Annotated in this window: 14 protein-coding genes; 6 read left to right on the top strand and 8 right to left on the bottom strand. The window is 68.4% G+C overall.

Annotated features, from left to right (window positions below; all coding sequences use genetic code 11):
• Positions 1 to 9: 9 nt before the first annotated feature.
• From LXB15_RS19565 to htpX, 3 genes are all read right to left on the bottom strand, one after another.
• Positions 10 to 1,680, bottom strand: coding sequence for a heparinase II/III family protein (locus LXB15_RS19565; RefSeq protein ID WP_233950027.1), 1,671 nt, complete (start codon positions 1,678 to 1,680; stop codon positions 10 to 12).
• Between the two features lie 181 nt (positions 1,681 to 1,861).
• Positions 1,862 to 3,349, bottom strand: coding sequence for an RsmB/NOP family class I SAM-dependent RNA methyltransferase (locus LXB15_RS19560; protein WP_233950026.1), 1,488 nt, complete (start codon positions 3,347 to 3,349; stop codon positions 1,862 to 1,864).
• On the bottom strand, positions 3,346 to 4,269 hold the full coding sequence (gene htpX / locus LXB15_RS19555) for a zinc metalloprotease HtpX (RefSeq protein WP_233950025.1): 924 nt from the start codon (positions 4,267 to 4,269) through the stop codon (positions 3,346 to 3,348). Before htpX ends, LXB15_RS19560 begins: the two co-directional genes overlap by 4 nt.
• Positions 4,270 to 4,560: 291 nt before the next feature.
• On the opposite strand from htpX, the gene LXB15_RS19550 reads away from it, so the two are divergent.
• The 4 genes from LXB15_RS19550 (at position 4,561) to LXB15_RS19535 (ending at position 8,019) form a co-directional block, all read left to right on the top strand.
• A complete protein-coding gene (locus LXB15_RS19550; RefSeq protein ID WP_370640137.1) occupies positions 4,561 to 4,785 on the top strand; it encodes a DUF1674 domain-containing protein in 225 nt (74 codons plus the stop codon).
• A 250-nt stretch (positions 4,786 to 5,035) separates the two neighbouring features.
• Positions 5,036 to 5,551 (top strand): thermonuclease family protein, encoded by a 516-nt coding sequence (locus LXB15_RS19545; protein ID WP_233950024.1) that lies wholly within the window; start codon positions 5,036 to 5,038, stop codon positions 5,549 to 5,551.
• A 122-nt stretch (positions 5,552 to 5,673) separates the two neighbouring features.
• A complete protein-coding gene (locus LXB15_RS19540; protein WP_233950023.1) occupies positions 5,674 to 6,948 on the top strand; it encodes a cyclopropane-fatty-acyl-phospholipid synthase family protein in 1,275 nt (424 codons plus the stop codon).
• Between the two features lie 201 nt (positions 6,949 to 7,149).
• Positions 7,150 to 8,019 (top strand): PRC-barrel domain-containing protein, encoded by an 870-nt coding sequence (locus LXB15_RS19535; RefSeq protein WP_233950022.1) that lies wholly within the window; start codon positions 7,150 to 7,152, stop codon positions 8,017 to 8,019.
• Positions 8,020 to 8,608: 589 nt separating this feature from the next.
• On the opposite strand, the gene acs is transcribed toward LXB15_RS19535, so the two are convergent.
• From acs to LXB15_RS19510, 5 genes are all read right to left on the bottom strand, one after another.
• Positions 8,609 to 10,558 (bottom strand): acetate--CoA ligase, encoded by a 1,950-nt coding sequence (gene acs, locus LXB15_RS19530; RefSeq protein WP_233950021.1) that lies wholly within the window; start codon positions 10,556 to 10,558, stop codon positions 8,609 to 8,611.
• Positions 10,559 to 10,811: 253 nt separating this feature from the next.
• Positions 10,812 to 11,207, bottom strand: coding sequence for a DUF1761 domain-containing protein (locus LXB15_RS19525; RefSeq protein ID WP_233950020.1), 396 nt, complete (start codon positions 11,205 to 11,207; stop codon positions 10,812 to 10,814).
• Between the two features lie 53 nt (positions 11,208 to 11,260).
• Positions 11,261 to 12,331: an AI-2E family transporter gene (locus tag LXB15_RS19520; RefSeq protein ID WP_233950019.1), complete on the bottom strand. Its 1,071-nt coding sequence runs from the start codon at positions 12,329 to 12,331 to the stop codon at positions 11,261 to 11,263.
• A 128-nt stretch (positions 12,332 to 12,459) separates the two neighbouring features.
• A complete protein-coding gene (locus LXB15_RS19515) occupies positions 12,460 to 13,137 on the bottom strand; it encodes a YggS family pyridoxal phosphate-dependent enzyme (RefSeq protein ID WP_233950018.1) in 678 nt (225 codons plus the stop codon).
• Positions 13,138 to 13,304: 167 nt separating this feature from the next.
• Positions 13,305 to 15,416: a catalase gene (locus LXB15_RS19510; protein ID WP_233950017.1), complete on the bottom strand. Its 2,112-nt coding sequence runs from the start codon at positions 15,414 to 15,416 to the stop codon at positions 13,305 to 13,307.
• Positions 15,417 to 15,726: 310 nt separating this feature from the next.
• On the opposite strand from LXB15_RS19510, the gene leuS reads away from it, so the two are divergent.
• Positions 15,727 to 18,336, top strand: a complete 2,610-nt coding sequence (gene leuS / locus LXB15_RS19505) for a leucine--tRNA ligase (RefSeq protein WP_233950016.1) — start codon at positions 15,727 to 15,729, stop codon at positions 18,334 to 18,336.
• Positions 18,323 to 18,871, top strand: coding sequence for a hypothetical protein (locus tag LXB15_RS19500; protein ID WP_233950015.1), 549 nt, complete (start codon positions 18,323 to 18,325; stop codon positions 18,869 to 18,871). The genes leuS and LXB15_RS19500 overlap by 14 nt, the downstream gene beginning before the upstream one ends.
• Positions 18,872 to 18,876 lie beyond the last annotated feature (5 nt).

The following is an 18,876-nucleotide window of genomic DNA, read 5'->3' as shown; positions in this document are numbered from 1 at the left end:
GGCTCGCGGCTAGCGCTCGCGGTCGAAGCGCCAGCTGATGCCTTCCGGCGACAGCGCGTCGAACGGCACCACGATCTGCAGGGTGCGCCGCGCCCCCGCGGCGTCGGCGAAGAAGATCGAATCCTCGATCTCGCAATGGGAATCGCAGCGGAACAGCCAGGTCTGGTCGCGGACGCTGAGCCGGATCGCGCTTCCGGCGCTTTCCACCACCACCGACGGATGCAGATGGAAGCGGGCCGTCGCGTCGCGAGCGATCAGCTGCGGGCGGTGGCCGCCGCCGCGCAGGAAACGGTCGGCGCCCTCGACCGAACGGCCGTCGCGGGACACCTCGATGCGGCGGCTGTGCAGAAGGCCGAAGCCGCGGTCGTAGCCGTCATGCGTCGCCTCGAAGCCGAGGCCGCTGTCGCCGGTCTCGGCGCAGTCGACATGGGTCGGCCCCGGCACCAGGGGCGTGCCGAGGAACCGGTCGAGGCTCTCGGAGCGGGCAAAGCGCGAGGAGGACTGGTCGGCGATGGTCACCGTCGAATGCGCAGCGGTCGACCGCGACAGCCGGCGCCAGTCGCCGTCCTCGCCGACCGGCCGGCCGCAATTGACGACGATGCGGCTCGCCTCGCTCGACAGCTCGAAGGACAGCGTGCCGGCATGGGCGCCGCCGGAAAAGGCCGGCTGCGGCGGGCAGCCGGTGTCGGCGATCACCACGGTCTGGTCTGCGGCGAGCCGGTGATAACCGGACTGCCGCGCATGGAACATCGGCTCGCCCAGCGTCTCGTCGAAGCGCAGCAGCACGGAGAGAAGGTGGACGTCGCCGGCGCCGGCGCCGTTGAACAGCGCCAGCGATCCGTCCGAATGGCGGAAGAAGCGCAGCGCCGGCAGCATCCGGTCGATGGCCGTGTAGATGCCCTTCGGCACCGGCTGGCCCTGCCCGACGAAGGTCTGGCGCAGCGGGATCATGTCGGCGAGGATGCGGGCCACGGCGCCCGGGTCGCGCGACACGTGCCCGCCATCGGGGAATATCTGCCGCTCGAGCTCGTCGGCGAGATGCAGCGCGGCGATCCGGATCCGGGCATTCGGCGTCGGCAGGCAGAGCGCCGCGAAGGCCAGCGCGATCCGCACCGTCAGCCGCGGGGCGCCGTCCGGCGCCTCCTGGGCGATCGAGCGCAGATAGCGGGCCTGGCCCGCCAGGCTCTTCATGAAGCGGCGATAGAAGCCGATCTCGGCATCGGTCAGCAGCAGGTCGGCATGGGTCATCCAGGCGATGACCCGCCGCGCCGTCACCGCCGGCTCGAAGGCGGGGCCGGCGATGGTGCGGCCCTTGAAGCGGATCCAGTCGTCGACAAGCGCGCGGGCATTGGCCACCGCCAGCGCGTCGCCGGACTCGGCGTGATGGCGCAGCCAGTCGAAACCGTTGAGCTCGGCCGCATAGGCGGGGCTCGGCAGCGCCAGCTCGAAGATCGACGAGCGCCCTGGCTCCAGCAGCTGGCCGGCGAAATGGAACCGCCCGGCATAGATCGCCTCGGCAACGGCCGGATCGCCATGCCGCAGGTTCGGCGGCACCACCAGCAGCCGGTCGGGAACGCCGCCGGCGAAGCGCCAGCGATGGATGGGCCCGGTGCGCAGCCGCCGTCGAGCCCGCCGCCACGCTTCCCGCAGCGTCAGGACCGCCAGCAGCGGTCTATCCACGAGGCTCGTCGACACGTCCTCTTCCCAGCTCCGGACGATGTCCGGTCCCGTCGCCCAAAATGAGCGTCGCCGGGTCCTCGCCTTGCGGCGATGAAGCCGGGACGCCGGCTCTCTGGCGCCAAGTTTCTGCCGATATGGTAAAGGTTTTGCTAAGCCGCTGGCGAGTCTTCCGGCATCCGCCTCAGATGCGGCGCAACCGCGCGGCGTAGAACCCGTCGAGGCCGCCGCCGGGCCCCTCGCCGCCGCCCATCATCTCGGGCGTCGTGCGCAGGTCGCCGGCCGCCGTCACGGCGAAGGCGAAGCCCGGCAGTTCCTCCGGCTGCACCGGTTCGCGGACGAAATCCGGCCGCGCCGAGAGGAACGTCTCGACCAGATCCTCGCCCTCCAGCCGGTCGAGCGAGCAGTTGGAGAAGACGAGCCGCCCGCCTACTGCGAGCATGTCGGCGGCGACCGAAAGAAGGCGCGCCTGAACGCCGGCGAGCTTCTCGATCTCGGCCAGGTCCTTGGTGTAGGCGACGTCGGGGTGGCGGCGGATCGTGCCGGTCGACGAGCACGGCGCATCCAGCAGGATGGCGTCGAACGGCGCTTCCGGCTCATGCGCGGCGACGTCGCCGACGATGGTCTCGGCCTCCAGCGACAGTCGCTCGAGATTGGCCTTCAGCCGCTTCATCCGGTTGGCGTTGATGTCGAAGGCGGTGACCTTGCCGCCGGCGAGGATCAGCTGGGCGGTCTTGCCGCCCGGCGCGGCGCAGAGATCGGCGACGCGCCGCCCGGTCAGGTCGCCGAACAGCTGCGCCGGCAACGCGGCCGCCGCGTCCTGCACCCACCAGTCGCCTTCCGCGAAGCCCGCAAGCCCGGTGACGGCGCCATCGAATTCACCGAGGCGCACGGTCGAGCGCCCGAGTTGGGTGCCGCCGAGGCGTTCGGCCCAGCCGGCCGCACCCGCCTTGACCGTCAGGTCGAGCGGCGCCGGCGTCATGTGCGCCAGCGCGATCGCCTGCGCGCGCTCCGGCCCGTACGTGGCTACCAGCCGGCGCATCAGCCATTCCGGCACATTGTCGGACGGCTGGCCGATACCGCTCAGCGCCTCCTTCTCCCGCGACAGGCGCCGCAGCACGGCGTTGATCATGCCGGCAAAGCGCTGACTGCGGGAATCGATGTTGGCGGCCGCGACCGCAAGGTCCACCGCCGCCGAATCCGGGACGTTGAGGTAGAGGATCTGCGCCGCGCCGACATGCAGTATGTGCTTCAGCGACGCCGCGTTGGGCGGCAGCGGCCGGTCGAGACAGGCGTCGAGGGCGCGGTCGATGGTGCCGCGAAAGCGCAGCGCCGTCAGGATGATCGCCTTGACCAGGCCCTGGTCGCGCGGCTCCAGGGCGCGCAGGCCGGGATGTCCACCGGTGGGGTCGAGCAGGCCGTCGGCCGAGGTTTTCGCGTCGACGATCGCCGACAGGAGCTTGGCCGCGACCAGCCGGGCGCCGAGGCCCGGCCGGTCGCCGGCCGAATAGCCGTCCGGCACGAAGCCGTCGGCGCCGGCGGGAATGCGGGCGTGATTGCCGCCGCGATCCTGCGATGCCTTGCCCGGCAGCGGGCGCTTGCGCGGCGCCGAGCGGGATGCGTCGAAATTGCCGCCGCGGCGGGGTTTCCTGCCGTCCGTCCCGGCGCTCAACCCCACGGTCCCCGGCGCGGGCCGCCCCACGGGCCGGCGGGAGGCGCAATCGACCGGTCCGCAGCGCCGCCGACCCCCATCTCCGCCGCCATCGCCTCAAGTGCCGCGATGCGGTTGGCCGGGTTCGGGTGGGTCGAGAAGAGCCCGTCCATGCGCTGGCCGGACAGCGGATTAATGATGAACATGTGGGCGCTCGCCGGATTGCGCTCGGCGTCCGGGTTGACGATGCGGCCGGCGCTGCGGGCAATCTTGTCGAGCGCCGTGGCGAGCCAGAGCGGATTGCCGCAGATCTCGGCGCCGCGCCGGTCGGCGGAATATTCCCGCGTCCGGCTGATCGCCATCTGCACCAGCATCGCCGCGAACGGCGCGACAAGCATGCCGACCAGCAGCCCGATCATGCCGAGCGGATTGTTGTTGTCGCGGTTGCCGCCGAAGAAGAAGGCGAAATTGCCGAGCATCGAGATCGCGCCGGCGAGCGTCGCGGTGATCGTCATGATCAGCGTGTCGCGGTTCTGCACATGCGCCAGCTCGTGCGCCATCACCGCCGCGACCTCCTCCGGGCTCAGCCGCTCGAGCAGGCCCGTCGTCGCCGCGACGGCGGCATTCTCGGGGTTGCGGCCGGTGGCGAAGGCGTTCGGCTGCGCGTTCTGGATGACGTAGACCTTCGGCATCGGCAGGCCGGCATTGGCCGAAAGCCCCTCGACGATGCGGTAGAACTCCGGTGCGGTGCGGGCGTCGACCTCGCGGGCATGGTGCATCCGCAGCACCATCTTGTCGGAGTTCCAGTAGGAGAAGAGGTTCATGCCGGCGGCGACCACGAAGGCGATCATCATGCCGGCGCGGCCGCCGATCAGGAAGCCCACGCCCATGAAGAGGGCGGTCATGAAGGCGATCAGCATCGCCGTCTTGATCATGTTCATGCGGGGGGTCGACCTCCGTCCGGTAGAGCGCGACCAATCGCGCCGTGTCGGCCGCAAATCTGGGGATCGCGGGCGGTTTCTTCAATGCTGGAAGGCGGCCGCGTGCGGGGTTTTGCGGGGATCCGGGCGACCCGCGAGGGATTCTCGGCCGGTCGCGACCGCGCGAGCCTTCCAAGGACTTCACCCGCCGCCGACAATGCTTATCTGGACGCGGAGCGGACTCGGAACGCGCCGGTGCAGCGGGCCTTCTGCCCAGGGACGTCCCGACAGGCCGGGAAAGGATGATCGACGATGACAGAGATGCCCGATGGCGGGGATCCCGCACGCTCGGCCGAGCCGCCGGCGAAAGCTGAACTGCCGGAAGCCGCCCAACGGGCGCTGGCGGAGGCGGCGGAGCGCCGGCGCCGGGGGGAAGCCGAGGCGACCGCGCGGCCCCCCGAGGTCAACGGACCGAAAGGGCCCGAGCCGGTGCGCTACGGCGACTGGGAGAAGAACGGCATCACCTCCGATTTCTGAGGTTGCCGCCCGTTATATCTGATGTCGCCGCCGGCTTCGGCCTCGCAATTCGCGCACGCGGCTTCGCCGTGCCTCACCCGGTGATTGTGTGCCTTGCGTCCTAGCGGTGAATGAAACCGATCGCGTCCGGGTCGCAAAATGCCGCCACGTCAGATTCAACACAGCGCATCGCGCGTCTCTCCCTGGCTTGTGCCGTCCGGCAGGTAGGAATATTATCCGTCATCGCATTTGATTCGATGGCAGTAACCTCTTGCTCCTTTCGCGCCTCACACTCTCGGGTTGCATCATCGCCTTCGGGCTCGCCTCCGGCCTGTCGCCGGCCGGGGCGCAGGAATCCTACCCGCGGTCCATCGCCGGGCCGGTCGAGGCGCGCGTGATCAAGGTCCGCGACGGCGATACGGTCGAGGTCGAGGCGTTCGTCTGGCCGATGCAGGCGGTGCAGGTGGCGGTCCGGCTGCAGGGGATCGACGCGCCGGAGCACCGCGGCAAATGCGATGCCGAAAAGGCCGCAGCGGCTCGTGCGACCGAGCGCCTTGCCGCCCTCCTCGGCGATGGCCCGGTGACGCTGGCCGACATTTCCGGCGACAAGTATTTCGGCCGCGTGCTGGCCACCCTGTCGACGGCCGACTACCCCGACCTCGGCAAGATCCTGCTGCGCGAAGGGCTCGTCGCGCCCTATGGCGGCGGCAAGCGCCGTGACTGGTGCGTCGGCGCCGCCGGCCAGGACCTGAGCGCGGTCGATCCGGGCAGTCTCAGCCCGGGCTGACCGCCGCCGCCGCGCCGTTCATCGCCGCCCTTCCCTCGTCGTCCTCGATTGCGGTGCCGCGCCGGTCGCGATATGCGCAGAGAGCGGCTTGCGGGCAGTTTCACGTGAAACGGGAATGGGCGATGGCAACGGGCGACGCGAAACTCGAGGCTCTGGTGCGCGACGCCGTCGCCGCCTTCCAGCCGAAGATCGCCGTGCGGCTCTGGACCGGCGAGCGGATCGGCCCTGCCGATGGTCCGGTCCTGGCGCTCAACGACCCCGCCGCCCTGGCACGCCTGGCGATCTCGCCGCGCATCGCGACGGCGGTGGAGCTCTGGATGTCCCGCGCCATCGACATCGAGGGCGGGACGATCTTCGACGTCGCCAAAGCGCGGTCCGACATCAAGACGCGCGATGCGCTGAAGCGCCTCGGCAAGCTGAAGCTCGCGGCGGCCCTGCCGGCGCTCTACCGCCTCTCCCGTCAGGGCAAGCGCCAGGCAATGGCGACATCCGGCGATGGCGCCGGCGCCAGCGGCTCCTCCATGGCGGCGATCCAGTTCCACTACGATATCTCGAACGACTTCTACCGGCTCTTCCTCGACAGCCGGATGCTCTATTCCTGCGCCTATTTCGACGGCTGGCACGACGACATCGACAAGGCCCAGCACGACAAGCTGGAGATGATCTGCCGCAAGCTGCGGCTGCGGCAGGGCGAGCGCTTCCTCGACATCGGCTGCGGCTGGGGCGCCCTGCTGATCCACGCCGCCGAGCATCACGGGGTCACCGGCCACGGCGTGACGCTCAGCCAGGCGCAATACCGCCTCGCCCGCGAGCGCATCGCCGCCAAGGGACTGGCGGACAAGGTGACGGTGGAACTGAAGCCCTTCCAGGCGCTCACCGGCACGTTCGACAAGATCGCCTCGATCGGCATGTTCGAGCATGTCGGCTGGGACAATCACGACGCCTATTTCAAGGCGGTGCGGGGCCTGCTGCGGCCAAACGGCCTCTATCTGCATCACGCGATCACCCGGCCGGCCAAGGCCACCGATGCGAAATTTCGCAAGGGCACGAAGGAGTATGCGGCGATCATCCGCTACATCTTCCCCGGCGCCGAGCTCGACCATATCGGCCATTCCGCCGGGATGCTCGAGAAGCACCGCTTCGAGGTGCACGACGTCGAGAACTGGCGGGAGCATTACGCCCGCACCTGCCGCCTCTGGCACGACCGGCTCGCCGCGCGCATGCCGGAAGCCGCCGCCATCGCCGGCGAGGAGCGCGCCCGGCTCTGGCTGCTGTATCTGGCCGGCGTCTCGCTGGGGTTCGAGCGGGGCGGCCTGCTGATCTACCAGACGCTGGCCTCGAAGCGCTCCAAAGGGCCGAGCGGCCTGCCGCCGACCCGGCGCGACCTCTACGCCTGAAACCCGGGCAGCCGGACCAATCCGGCCTCGGTTATTACGGGCCGTGAGCGCCGCCGACTGCCCGTCGAGTCATCGCCGGCGCGGCCTTCGCCGGGCAAAGCGGGCACCGGCAAGTCGTTTCGGCGAGTCTTGTTGATTTTGCGGGAACCAGTACCGGCGAAGCACATTCATTCTCCACATCAACTTTTGGAGAACTGACCGATGCGTAAGACTCTTCTCCCCATGCTTCTCGCCGGCGTCGTCATGCCGTTCGCCGCTTTTGCCCAGGACACCCAGGCGCCCGCCACCGGCACCGCCCCGTCGATGACCGATGAATCCAAGCCGGCCGAGATGACGGAACCGGCAGCACCCGACGCCGCCGCGACGCCGGACTCCACTGCCACCGACACCACCACGTCGCCCGCCGACACCTCGGGCACGGCGGCCATGCCGGAAGCCGATACCGGTTCGGACATGGCAGCCACCCCGGACTCGGAAGCCGGCGCCGACATGGCCAGTGCCGAAGGTCCGTTCGTGACCGTCGAGCCCACCGGCTCGTGGCGCGCCTCGGATCTGGAAGGCAAGGAAGTCTACGACACGACGGGCGAGAATATCGGCTCGATCAGCGACGTCCTGCTCTCCGAGCAGGGTGAGGTTCTGGCCGTGCTGGTCGGCGTCGGCGGCTTCCTCGGCATCGGCGAGAAGGACGTCGCCGTGTCGATGGACGCGCTCGAGTTCGGCCCGGGCAAGACCGAGGGCCTGCCGACCGAAGCCGAGGTTGAGGCAACCGCTGACGCGGCGGCCCCTGCGGCTCCCGCGGCTGGCGGAATGGCCGCCGACCCGGCGGCCCCGGCTGGCGGTGCGGAGACGACCGCCTCCACCACGGAGCCGGTGACCCCGGTCGTCGGCGAGGACAACCTCCCGGACCGCATCGTGCTCAACGTGACGCGTGAAGAGCTCGAGAGCGCGCCGGCCTATGGTGAAGAGGCCGACGACATGGACAGTGACGACGCGGCCGCTACCGGCGCCGCCCCGACCACGCCGGCCACCGACAGCGGCATGGCCCCGGCGAGCAACGCCCCGGCCCAGTAAGCTGACGGCTTGAGCCGCCGGCGACGCTCGCCGGCAGTTCACAAGATGAAGGCCCGCTTCACCTCGTGGAGCGGGCCTTTTCGCGTCTGCAGGTCGAAGCGTTGAGTGGGTGCCGCGCAATCAAAAGGCCGCTCCCTGTCTCCAGGAAGCGGCCCCGTGATGTCTCAATTACCGGCGGTCGTCAGACCGAAATCCGGACCTGCATATCTTATACGAAGCGAGGAGGCTGCTCCGCCGCGTTGCCAAGATACTGAGACCCAACCGGTACCTGGAAATCACTCGACATTGGATCACCTCCTTTCGCTTCGTTGAACACGCCAGGAGTATGGGTAGAAAAATGCGGCACTGCAAGAGCCTGGCGCATTTTGCGCCAGTTTCACGCAAGGCCTTGGCGCTGCAGGTGGAAGTGGGAGGCCCAACGGGAACGCCTTTGAGCGTTATCGGCGGCTCGGGCGGCCTGGAATGGGTCCCCGGGTCAATCCCGGGGATGACGCCGAGAGGGGCTGGCGTGCCAAGCCGCCGGCGGTGGAGCCTTAAACGCCCGTCTTAGCCGCCGCCGGCGCAGTCAACACCGACAGCGGCGGCCGCCTCACCCCTTGCGGTTCTGCCGGTGCTCGACGAGATCGTCGACGACGCCGGGATCGGCCAGCGTCGAGGTGTCACCCAGCGCGCCGAAATCGTCCTCGGCGATCTTGCGCAGGATCCGGCGCATGATCTTGCCGGACCGGGTCTTCGGCAGGCCCGGCGCGAACTGGATCTTGTCCGGCGAGGCGATCGGCCCGATCTCGTTGCGGACATGCGCGACGAGCTCCTTGCGCAGTTCCTCGCTCTCGCTCTCGCCCTCCATCAGCGTCACGTAGCAGTAGATGCCCTGGCCCTTGAGGTCGTGCGGATAGCCGACCACGGCGGCTTCCGACACCTTGGGATGCGAGACCAGCGCCGATTCCACCTCCGCCGTGCCCATGCGGTGGCCGGAGACGTTGAGCACGTCGTCGACGCGGCCGGTGATCCACCAGTAGCCGTCAGCATCGCGGCGGGCGCCGTCGCCGGTGAAGTACTTGCCCCGGTAGGTCGAGAAATAGGTCTGCTCGAAGCGCTCGTGGTCGCCATAGACGGTGCGCATCTGGCCCGGCCAGGAATCGGTGATGCAGAGATTGCCGGCGCCCTCGCCCTCGATCACCTCGCCCTCGTTGTCGACCAGCTGCGGCTGGACGCCGAAGAACGGCAGCGTCGCCGAGCCGGGCTTCAGGTCGATGGCGCCGGGCAGCGGGGTGATCAGGATGCCGCCGGTCTCGGTCTGCCACCAGGTGTCGACCACCGGGCAGCGCTCGTCGCCAACCACCCGGTAGTACCAGTTCCAGGCTTCCGGATTGATCGGCTCGCCGACCGAGCCGAGCACCCTGAGGCTGGCGCGCGAGGTCGACGTCACCTTGTCGTCGCCGGCGCCCATCAGGGCGCGGATCGCCGTCGGGGCGGTGTAGAAGATGTTGACCTTGTGCTTGTCCACCACCTGCCAGAAGCGCGACGCGTCCGGATAGTTCGGCACGCCCTCGAACATCAGCGTCGTCGCGCCGTTGGCGAGCGGGCCGTAGACGATGTAGCTGTGGCCGGTCACCCAGCCGACATCCGCCGTGCACCAGTAGATGTCGCCCTCGTGGTAGTCGAAGACGTATTCGTGCGTCATCGAGGCGTAGACGAGATAGCCGCCCGAGGTGTGCAGCACGCCCTTCGGCTTGCCCGTGGAACCTGACGTGTAGAGGATGAACAGCGGATCCTCGGCGGCCATCTCGGCCGGCGGGCAGTCGGCGGAGACCTCCTCGCGCGCCTCGTGCCACCAGACGTCGCGGCCGTCCTGCCAGGCGACCTCGCCGCCGGTGCGCCGCACCACCAGCACCGTCGCCACCTCCTGGCCGGCCTTGGCGGCGATCTCGCAGGCGCGGTCGGCATTCTTCTTCAGCGGCACCTTGCGGCCGCCGCGCAGGCCCTCGTCGGCGGTGATCAGCAACGACGACTGCGCGCCTTCCAGCCGGCCGGCCAGCGCGTCGGGCGAGAAGCCGCCGAACACCACCGAATGCACTGCGCCGATCCGCGCCGATGCCAGCATCGCGACCGCCGCCTCCGGGATCATCGGCATGTAGATGGTGACGCGATCGCCCTTCTTGACGCCGTTGGCGAGCAGCACGTTGGCCATCCGGCAGACCTCGCCGTGCAGCTCGCAGTAGCTGATCGCGCGGCTGTCGGCCGGATCGTCCCCTTCCCAGAGGATCGCCGTCTGCTCGCCGCGCGTCGCCAGATGCCGGTCGAGGCAGTTCGCCGAGACGTTCAGCGTGCCGTCCTCGAACCAGCGGATGTCGACATTGCCGGGCGCGAAGGAGGTGTTCTTGACCTTGCTGTAGGGCTTGATCCAGTCGACGCGCTTTCCGTGCTCGGCCCAGAAGCCCTCCGGGTCCTCGACGCTGCGGCGGTACCAGTTGCGATAGTCGTCCGCCGTGAGCTTGGCGCCCGCCTTCCACTCGTCCTTGACGTGGATCGTCGTCATTCCCGTGCCTCCCGTCGCGCGCCGGTCGAAGCCGGCATTCTGGCGCGCAACTTAGTTGAGAAGGCCGCCGGGGGTCCAGTTCGCGGGTGTTATACTTTCGCGGGAGACGACATGGGGCCGGATCAATCCGCACCTGCGCCGCTGCCCGTTGAGCGCGCGGGTCCTCGGCGGCCGTCGCCTGGGACACCTCGTGTCAGAGCGCCCCGGGTCTGCCCGTCGAAAGGCGTTGTGGGCGCTGCCAGCGCCCCAGGCCTCAGCCCACCAGGCCGATCACCACGCTCATGATGACGATGACGCCCAGCCAGTGCCCGGCATTGAGATAGGTCAGCTTGCGCGACCGAGCCTCGTAGGAATGATCGACGACGATCGTCGTCAGCACGAAGCCGGCCCAGATGAGGACGCCGGTGATCAGGGCGTTGCCGACGGTCACGGGGCCGATATGGCCGACGATCCCGGCCAGCGCGCCGGCCATCACCAGCTCGGCGAGAAAGACGATGGCCAGCGGCCCGGGCTTCAGGGCCGGGCGGCCGCCATAGCCGCTGGCCGTCATCCACGGCTTCTCGACTGCCCGATGCCAGGCAAATCCGAAGCCGAAGGCGAGGAGGGCGGCGATGACGACGCCGAGCGGGCTGAAGCTGGTGAAACCCATGGAAGTGCCTTTCAGTGATCGAGGGGTGATGGGGGGAAGGCGGCCCGGAGAAGCTACGACCTGCTCGTGTCGGTCAGCGCCGCCATCGGGTCGTCCTTCCGGTAGGGTCCGCCGAGCGTATCCTTGACGTAGAGCTCGTCGACCAGCGTCTTCAGCACCGCCACCATCGGGACGGCGAGAATCAGCCCGGCCATGCCGAAAAGGACGCCCATGACCAGCTGCGCGCCGAGCGTCAGGGCCGGCGGCAGGGACGAGGTGAAACGCTGCGCCAGCGGCTGGGTGACGTTGCTCTCGACGCCCTGGATGAGGATGTAGGCCCCGAGGCCGTAGAGCGCCATCTCGGTGCTCTCGGCAAAGCCTGCGAGCACGATGACGACGCCGGCGACGAACGGTCCGATGGTCGGGACGAAGGCGAGGAGGCCCGCCTGCAGCGCCAGGAGGAAGGCGTTCGGCATCCCGATGACCCAAAGCGCGATCAGCGTGACGACGAAGATCGTCGCCATCGAGATCGCCTGGCCCGCCAGCCACAGCGTCAGCGTTCGCGCACTCTTGTTCAGCGTCGCGTCGATGCGCGGGCGCTTGGCCTGAGGAAACAGGCTGACCGTGCCGCGGCGATAGAGGCCCGGCTGCCAGGAAATGAAGATCGCGATGAACAGCGCGATGAACGCGTTGCCAAGGCTGCCGACGATCGATACGGCCGATGAGACGACGCGGCTCGGGTCCGGCAGAAAATCGCGCACGCTTTCTTCGGCGTTGGTGTCGCCCGCCGGAAGATCGAGTTCATCGAACAGCGCCGGCAGGCGGCCCAGCTGCTCCTCGACGAGGTTGGTCAGGTCGCTGAATTGCTGGACGATGGTGATGCCGCCCCAGGTGAAGCCGCCAGCAATCGATCCGAGCAGCAGCAGGATGACCACGACCAGGCCGGCCTTCTTCGGCAGGCCCACCCTGTGCAGCAGCGAGGCGAGGCCCGTGAACACCGATGCGAGCAGCAGGCCGGCGAAGATGAGGAAGATCGCGTCGGAGGCCATCCAAAGGAGCGCCAGTCCCGCCACCAGCGCGATGACGATCCCGGCGGCGATCAGCGTCCGCCGGGCGAATTCGGCATCGCGTTCTGGAACCTGCATGAAAACCCCTCTCGACCGGGGCCGATGCCCCCCAAGGAAGCCGCGAGGCAGGTTTTGGGTTCCGCGAATACCGGGAACCCGCTCCTATTGTTGCTGCGGCACCGGGAACGGCAGCCGGCAGCTTCCGCTCAGTGCGTTTCGCGCGCCCCGAAGATCGCCGAGCCGACCCGCACGGAGGTAGCGCCGAAGCCGATCGCCGTCTCGTAGTCGCCGGACATGCCCATCGAGAGCTTCGACAGCCCTGCCTGACGGGCCAGCTTCTCCAGCAGGGCGAAATGCGGCCCGGGGTTCTCGTCAGCTGGCGGGATGCACATCAGACCCTCGATCGACAGCCCGTATTCGCTGCGGCAGCGCTCGACGAAGGCCACCGCCTCGCCCGGCGCGATGCCCGCCTTCTGAGCCTCCTCGCCGGTATTGACCTGGACGTAGAGGCGGGGGCGGCGGCCCTGCTTCTCCATCTCCTTGCCGAGCTCGCGGGCGATCTTCTCGCGGTCGACCGTCTCGATGACGTCGAACAACGCCACCGCCTCGCCCGCCTTGTTGGACTGCAGCGGCCCGATCAACCGCAGTTCGATCTCCGGATGGTCTCCGCGCAGCGCCGGCCACTTGGCCTTCGCCTCCTGCACCTTGTTCTCGCCGAAAACACGCTGCCCCGCTTCGATCACCGAGCGGATCGTGGCCGCCTCGTGGGTCTTCGACACGGCGACGAGAAGGACAGAGCCGGCAGGGCGCCCCGCCTGCTTCTCGGCCTCGCCAATTCGCGCGCGAACCAGCGCCAGTCCCGCCACCGCTTCGTTCTCGCTCATCCTGCTAGGCTCCTTACCCATCGATCGGCCTCGTCCTACATGACCGGCCGGCAGGACGCGATCGGTCAAATCCGCTCGAACGATGCAGCCCGCCACGGTCGCGAACGGCATCGTGCCTGCGCCATGGCGGCGCAGGCACGATGCGGATGGCCTGATTTCGACGTCGTTCAGACGGCGTGAAGCTTTTCCTCCCGCGCCCAGAACCGCAGCGCGCCGCAAGCTTTCAGGAAATCTGGCGCGCCGCCCGGCTTCAGTTCGACGACGCCCTGGTCTTGTTCGACGCCGGCCTTGTCGAGAAGTGGCTTGGCCGCCGCCGTGAAGGCGATGAACTTGGCGTGCGCGAAGGCGTCCGAGACGAAGTCCTTCGCTGTCGCCTCCTTGCCCAGAAGCGTCGCCCCCTCCGCCGACAGGACGATGGCGACGGCGTCGTAGAGCACCGACGGGCCGCCATTGACCTTCTGCTTTGGTTCGCGCGTCGACCCGTCGCTGAGCGTGACGCCACCGATCTTCGGCGCCACGAACTCGAGCTGCGCGCCGACCCCGGCTGCGGCCTTTTCCAGATCGGCGACGATCGCCGCGTCGGCACCGTCGGCGAGCAGGATGCCGAGCTTGCGTCCCTTGAAGCTCTCCGGACCGTTCTTGACGATGGACAGTTTCGGCGACGGGGCGAGGTCGCGGATCACCGGCCGCGCGGGATCCGCCGCGGCCGGGAGCGCTGCCAGGCCGAGCCCGTCGGCGACCTTCTGCGCCAGTCCCTCGTCGATGTTGACGAGATGCGAGACCACGCGCTCGCGGATCGCCGGGGTTTCAACCTTCGAAAGCTCGAACACGAAGGCGTCCTCGATGTGGGTCTGCTCCACGCCGGTCTGACTGACGAAGAACTGCCGTGCCTGGCTGTAATGGTCGGCGAAGAGCTCTGCCCTGACCCGCAGCTTCTGACCCGACACTTCTTCGGGGAAGCTCTGATAGCCCCGCTTGGGATCCTCGCGCGGACCGCCTGCCGCGCCCCCCCAGGAGTTCGGCTCGTAGTTCGCCCGTCCCTTCGGGTTGCGCATCGCCATGTGGCCGTCCTGCTGGAAATTGCCGAACGGACAACGCGGTGCGTTCACCGGAATATGGGTGAAGTTCGGCCCGCCGAGACGCTTCAGCTGGGTGTCGAGATACGAGAAATTTCGCCCCTGCAGCAGCGGGTCGTTGGTGAAGTCGACGCCCGGTACGATGTTGTTCGTCTGGAACGCCACCTGCTCCGTCTCGAAGAAGAAGTTCTCCACCGTGCGGTTGAGGGTCATCTTTCCGACCGGGACGACCGGCACCTCCTCCTCCGGGATGATCTTGGTGGCATCCAGCACGTCGAACGGGAATTTCGCCGCGAAATCCTCGTCGAACATCTGGAAGCCGAGTTCCCACTCCGGGAAGTCGCCCATCTGGATGGCGTCCCACAGATCGCGGCGATGGAAATCGGGATCCATGCCGTTGAGTTTCAGCGCCTCGTTCCAGACGACGCTCTGCAGGCCCGCCGTCGGCTTCCAGTGGAACTTCACGAAGGTCGACTTGCCCTCGGCATTGACCAGCCGGAACGTGTGGACGCCGAAGCCTTCCATGAAGCGGAAGGAGCGCGGGATGGTGCGATCCGACATGATCCACATCGCCATGTGCATGGCTTCCGGCATCAGCGACATGAAATCCCAGAAATTGTCGTGCGCCGTCTGCGCCTGCGGAAAGCCGCGGTCGGGCTCCTGCTTGGCCGCATGGATGAGATCGGGGAACTTGATCGCGTCCTGGATGAAGAACACCGGGATGTTGTTGCCGACGATGTCCCAGTTGCCTTCCTTGGTATAGAAGCGCACGGCGAAGCCGCGGACGTCGCGGGCGAGATCCGCCGAGCCCTTGTTGCCCGCGACCGTCGAGAAGCGCACGAAGACGTCGGTCTTCTCGCCGGCGCGCTGGAAGATGTCGGCGCTCGTGACGTCGGCCAGCGACTTGTAGGTCTCGAACGTGCCGTGGACGCCGAAGCCGCGCGCGTGGACGACACGCTCGGGAATGCGTTCGTGGTCGAAGTGGAAGATCTTCTCGCGGAAGTGGAAGTCCTCGATCAGCGTCGGCCCGCGCTCGCCGGCCTTCAGCGAGTTCTGATCGTCGGCGACGGGGATCCCGCCATTGGTCGTCAGCGTCGGCACGTCGCCGCCGGCATGCTGGTGCGTCTCGCCGCCAGCCCCGCGCGAGACCGTCGTATCGCCGAAGGTCGCATCGGCGGACGGTTTGATGGTCTTGTCGCTCATGTGCTCTGTCCTGTTGATCGACCGAAGGGCGGAGGGTCCTGCCGCGGCTCTCGCGTTCGCAAGACGGCATCTCCTTGCCGGTAACCTGCGGCGTCCTGGAACCGTTCCACCCCGGCAGCGCCGGATATTTCGGCGGTGTGGAAGCGGCCGCGGCCAGGGACCGACTGCCGCGGTCGACGGCGGAACAGCGCTTTTGCCGCCTGCGGCGGAGAATCAGGCGACGGCGATGTTGAATGCAGCGTCGACATGGGGGTAAGTCAGCGTCGACTTATCACGTCGGCCTCCGACGAACAGGGCTCCCCAACCTCGCATGACCACCGAACGCTACAATCCGCGCGCCGCCGAACCAAGCTGGCAGAAAGCCTGGGACGCGGCGAAGCTCTTCGAGACGCGCACCGAGGCCCCCGGCGAGAAATACTACGTCCTCGAGATGTTCCCCTATCCGTCGGGGCGCATCCACATGGGGCACGTGCGCAACTACGCGATGGGCGACGTCGTGGCGCGCTACCGGCGAGCCAGGGGTTACAACGTCCTGCATCCGATGGGCTGGGACGCCTTCGGCATGCCGGCCGAGAACGCTGCGATGCAGAACAAGGTGCATCCGCGCGAATGGACCTACCAGAACATCGCGACGATGCGCGGCCAGCTGAAGTCGATGGGCCTGTCGCTCGACTGGTCGCGCGAGTTCGCCACCTGCGACGTCGAGTACTACCACCGCCAGCAGATGCTGTTCCTCGACCTCCTGGCGAAGGGCCTCGCCTATCGCAAGAAGTCCAAGGTCAACTGGGACCCGGTCGACATGACCGTGCTCGCCAACGAGCAGGTGATCGACGGCAAGGGCTGGCGCTCCGGCGCCGAGGTCGAGCAGCGCGAACTGACGCAGTGGTTCTTCCGCATCACCGACTATGCCGAGGACCTGCTGGCGGCGCTCGACCATCTGCCGGGCTGGCCGGAAAAGGTCCGGGTGATGCAGAAGAACTGGATCGGCAAATCGGAGGGCCTGCGGTTCTCGTTCGGCCTCGTCGGCGCGCCGGAGGGTTTCGACACGCTGCCGGTCTTCACCACCCGGCCCGACACGATGTTCGGCCCGACCTTCGCCGCCATCGCCGCCGACCATCCGCTGGCCGCCGCGCTCGCCGCTGAACGGCCGGAGGTAGCGGCCTTCGTAGAGAGCTGCCGCAAGCTGGGCACGACGCAGGCGGAAATCGACACGGCCGAGAAGCTCGGCTTCGATACCGGCATCAAGGTTTCGCATCCGGCTGACCCCGACTGGCTGATGCCGCTCTACATCGCGAATTTCGTGCTGATGGACTACGGCACCGGCGCCATCATCGGCTGCCCGGCCCATGACCAGCGCGATCTCGACTTTGCCAGCAAATACGGCCTGCCGGTCCTCGACGTCTTCGTGCCGCTGGACAGCGAGGAAACCGTCGGCGATGTCGCCTTCGTGCCGCCGAAGACCGCGACGGTGAAATATGTCCGCTGGGTCGGCGAGACCGGCGAGGTCCTCACCTGCCAGGAGGCCATGGACCGGACGCTGGCCGTCTTCGAGCGCGAGGGCTGGGGCAGCCGCGAGACCAATTTCCGCCTGCGCGACTGGGGCATCTCGCGCCAGCGCTACTGGGGCTGCCCGATCCCGATTCTGCACTGCGAGGCCTGCGGCATCGTTCCGGAGGCCCGCGAGAACCTGCCGGTCGTGCTGCCGGACGACATCGACTTCGACAAGCCGGGCAACCCGCTCGACCGCCATCCGACCTGGCGCGACACGACCTGCCCGCAATGCGGCGGCCCGGCGCGGCGCGAGACCGACACGATGGACACGTTCGTCGATTCCTCGTGGTATTTCGCGCGGTTCACCGCGCCGCACGCCGACGAGCCGACCGACCCGCAGGCCGCCAATGCCTGGCTGCCGGTCGACCAGTATATCGGCGGCATCGAGCACGCGATCCTGCATCTGCTCTATTCGCGCTTCTTCGTCCGGGCGATGCGGGCTTGCGGCCATCTCGACCTCGACGAGCCCTTCAAGGGCCTGTTCACCCAGGGCATGGTGGTGCACGAGACCTATCGCGAAGGCGACCGCGACTGGGTCCCTCCCGCCGACGTGGTGATAACCGAGGGCGAGGAAGGCCGGGTCGCGCGGCGCCTGTCGAACGGCGCCCCGCTCATGATCGGCGGTATCGAGAAGATGTCGAAGTCGAAGAAGAACGTCGTCGACCCCGACGACATCATCGCCTCCTACGGCGCCGACACGGCCCGCTGGTTCATGCTGTCGGATTCGCCGCCGGAGCGCGACGTGATCTGGACCGAGGCCGGCGTCGAGGGCGCCCATCGCTTCGTGCAGCGGCTCTGGCGGCTGGTCAACGAGGCGGCGCCGCACGTTGAGGGGGCCGGTGCGGCCGGCACCGGCGGCGGCGAGGCGGCGCTGGCGATCCGGCGGGCGGCGCACCGCGCCGCGGCCGGCGTAGGGGACGACATCGAGCGCCTTGCCTTCAACAAGGCCGTCGCCCGCATCTACGAGCTGGTCAACACGCTGTCGGCCGCCTTTGGCGGACTGGCTTCGGCCAACGACCGCGCCCTCGCCGCCGCGGCGAGCGAGGCGCTGTCGATCCTGGTTCGGCTGATCGCGCCGATGATGCCGCATCTGGCCGAGGAATGCTGGCGGGTGCTCGGCCATGACGGCTTTGCCGCGGCTACCGCGTGGCCGGACGTCGATCCAGCCCTGCTCACGGACGACACGGTGCAGATGCCGGTACAGATCAACGGCAAGAAGCGCGCCGACTTGACCATTGCCGCAACCGCCGGCAAACCTGAGATCGAGAAGGCCGCGCTGGATCTGGAGGTCGTCCGCTCCGCTCTTGCCGGCAATGCACCCAAGCGCGTCGTCGTCGTCCCCGGGAGAATCGTCAATGTCGTCCTCTGATCGGGTTCGACCCCGCGCCGTGCTCGCCTGCCTGGCCGTCGCCGCCATCCTGCTGCCCGGCTGCACGGCGCGCCCGCTCTACGGCACCGACGCTTCGACCGTCTCGGCCCTGGCGCCGGAGGGACGCCTCGCGTCGCTGCGCGGCCGGATCGCCATTTCGGAGGCCAACACCCGCACCGACCAAGTCGTCCGCAATGCCCTGCTGTCGCGCCTCAACCAGGGCGCCCAGGTGACCCAGCCGCTCTACGAAGTGCGCCTGACGGTCAGCGGCGCCGAAACCGGTCTCGCCATCGAGGCGGGCGGGGTGCTGACCTCGTCGCTGTACCGGATGAACGGGTCGTATCAGCTGGTCCGGCTCTCGGACGGCCAGGTGATCGATACGCAGCGACGCAATTCGACCGTGCCCTTCGACCGCACCAGCCAGCAGTTCCAGAGCCAGCGGGCGCTGCTCGACGCGCGCGAGCAGGCGGCCGACGACCTCGCCGCCAAGCTGGAGATCCCGATCGTCCGGGCGCTGGAAGCGGCGGGCAGCTGACGGCT

The organism is Aurantimonas sp. HBX-1 (assembly GCF_021391535.1).
Classification (GTDB): Bacteria; Pseudomonadota; Alphaproteobacteria; order Rhizobiales; family Rhizobiaceae; genus Aurantimonas.
The sequence above is the reverse complement of the archived record's forward strand: the minus strand, read 5'-3'. Positions and strand labels throughout refer to the sequence as shown.

Bases quoted from the DNA above. Each gene is read 5' to 3' on its own strand.
- htpX (WP_233950025.1), bottom strand. From the start codon at position 4,269: ATGAACATGATCAAGACGGCGATGCTGATCGCCTTCATGACCGCCCTC.
- LXB15_RS19550 (WP_370640137.1), top strand. From the start codon at position 4,561: ATGACAGAGATGCCCGATGGCGGGGATCCCGCACGCTCGGCCGAGCCG.
- LXB15_RS19540 (WP_233950023.1), top strand. From the start codon at position 5,674: ATGGCAACGGGCGACGCGAAACTCGAGGCTCTGGTGCGCGACGCCGTC.
- LXB15_RS19535 (WP_233950022.1), top strand. From the start codon at position 7,150: ATGCGTAAGACTCTTCTCCCCATGCTTCTCGCCGGCGTCGTCATGCCG.
- acs (WP_233950021.1), bottom strand. From the start codon at position 10,558: ATGACGACGATCCACGTCAAGGACGAGTGGAAGGCGGGCGCCAAGCTC.
- LXB15_RS19525 (WP_233950020.1), bottom strand. From the start codon at position 11,207: ATGGGTTTCACCAGCTTCAGCCCGCTCGGCGTCGTCATCGCCGCCCTC.
- LXB15_RS19520 (WP_233950019.1), bottom strand. From the start codon at position 12,331: ATGCAGGTTCCAGAACGCGATGCCGAATTCGCCCGGCGGACGCTGATC.
- LXB15_RS19515 (WP_233950018.1), bottom strand. From the start codon at position 13,137: ATGAGCGAGAACGAAGCGGTGGCGGGACTGGCGCTGGTTCGCGCGCGA.
- LXB15_RS19510 (WP_233950017.1), bottom strand. From the start codon at position 15,416: ATGAGCGACAAGACCATCAAACCGTCCGCCGATGCGACCTTCGGCGAT.
- leuS (WP_233950016.1), top strand. From the start codon at position 15,727: ATGACCACCGAACGCTACAATCCGCGCGCCGCCGAACCAAGCTGGCAG.
- LXB15_RS19500 (WP_233950015.1), top strand. From the start codon at position 18,323: ATGTCGTCCTCTGATCGGGTTCGACCCCGCGCCGTGCTCGCCTGCCTG.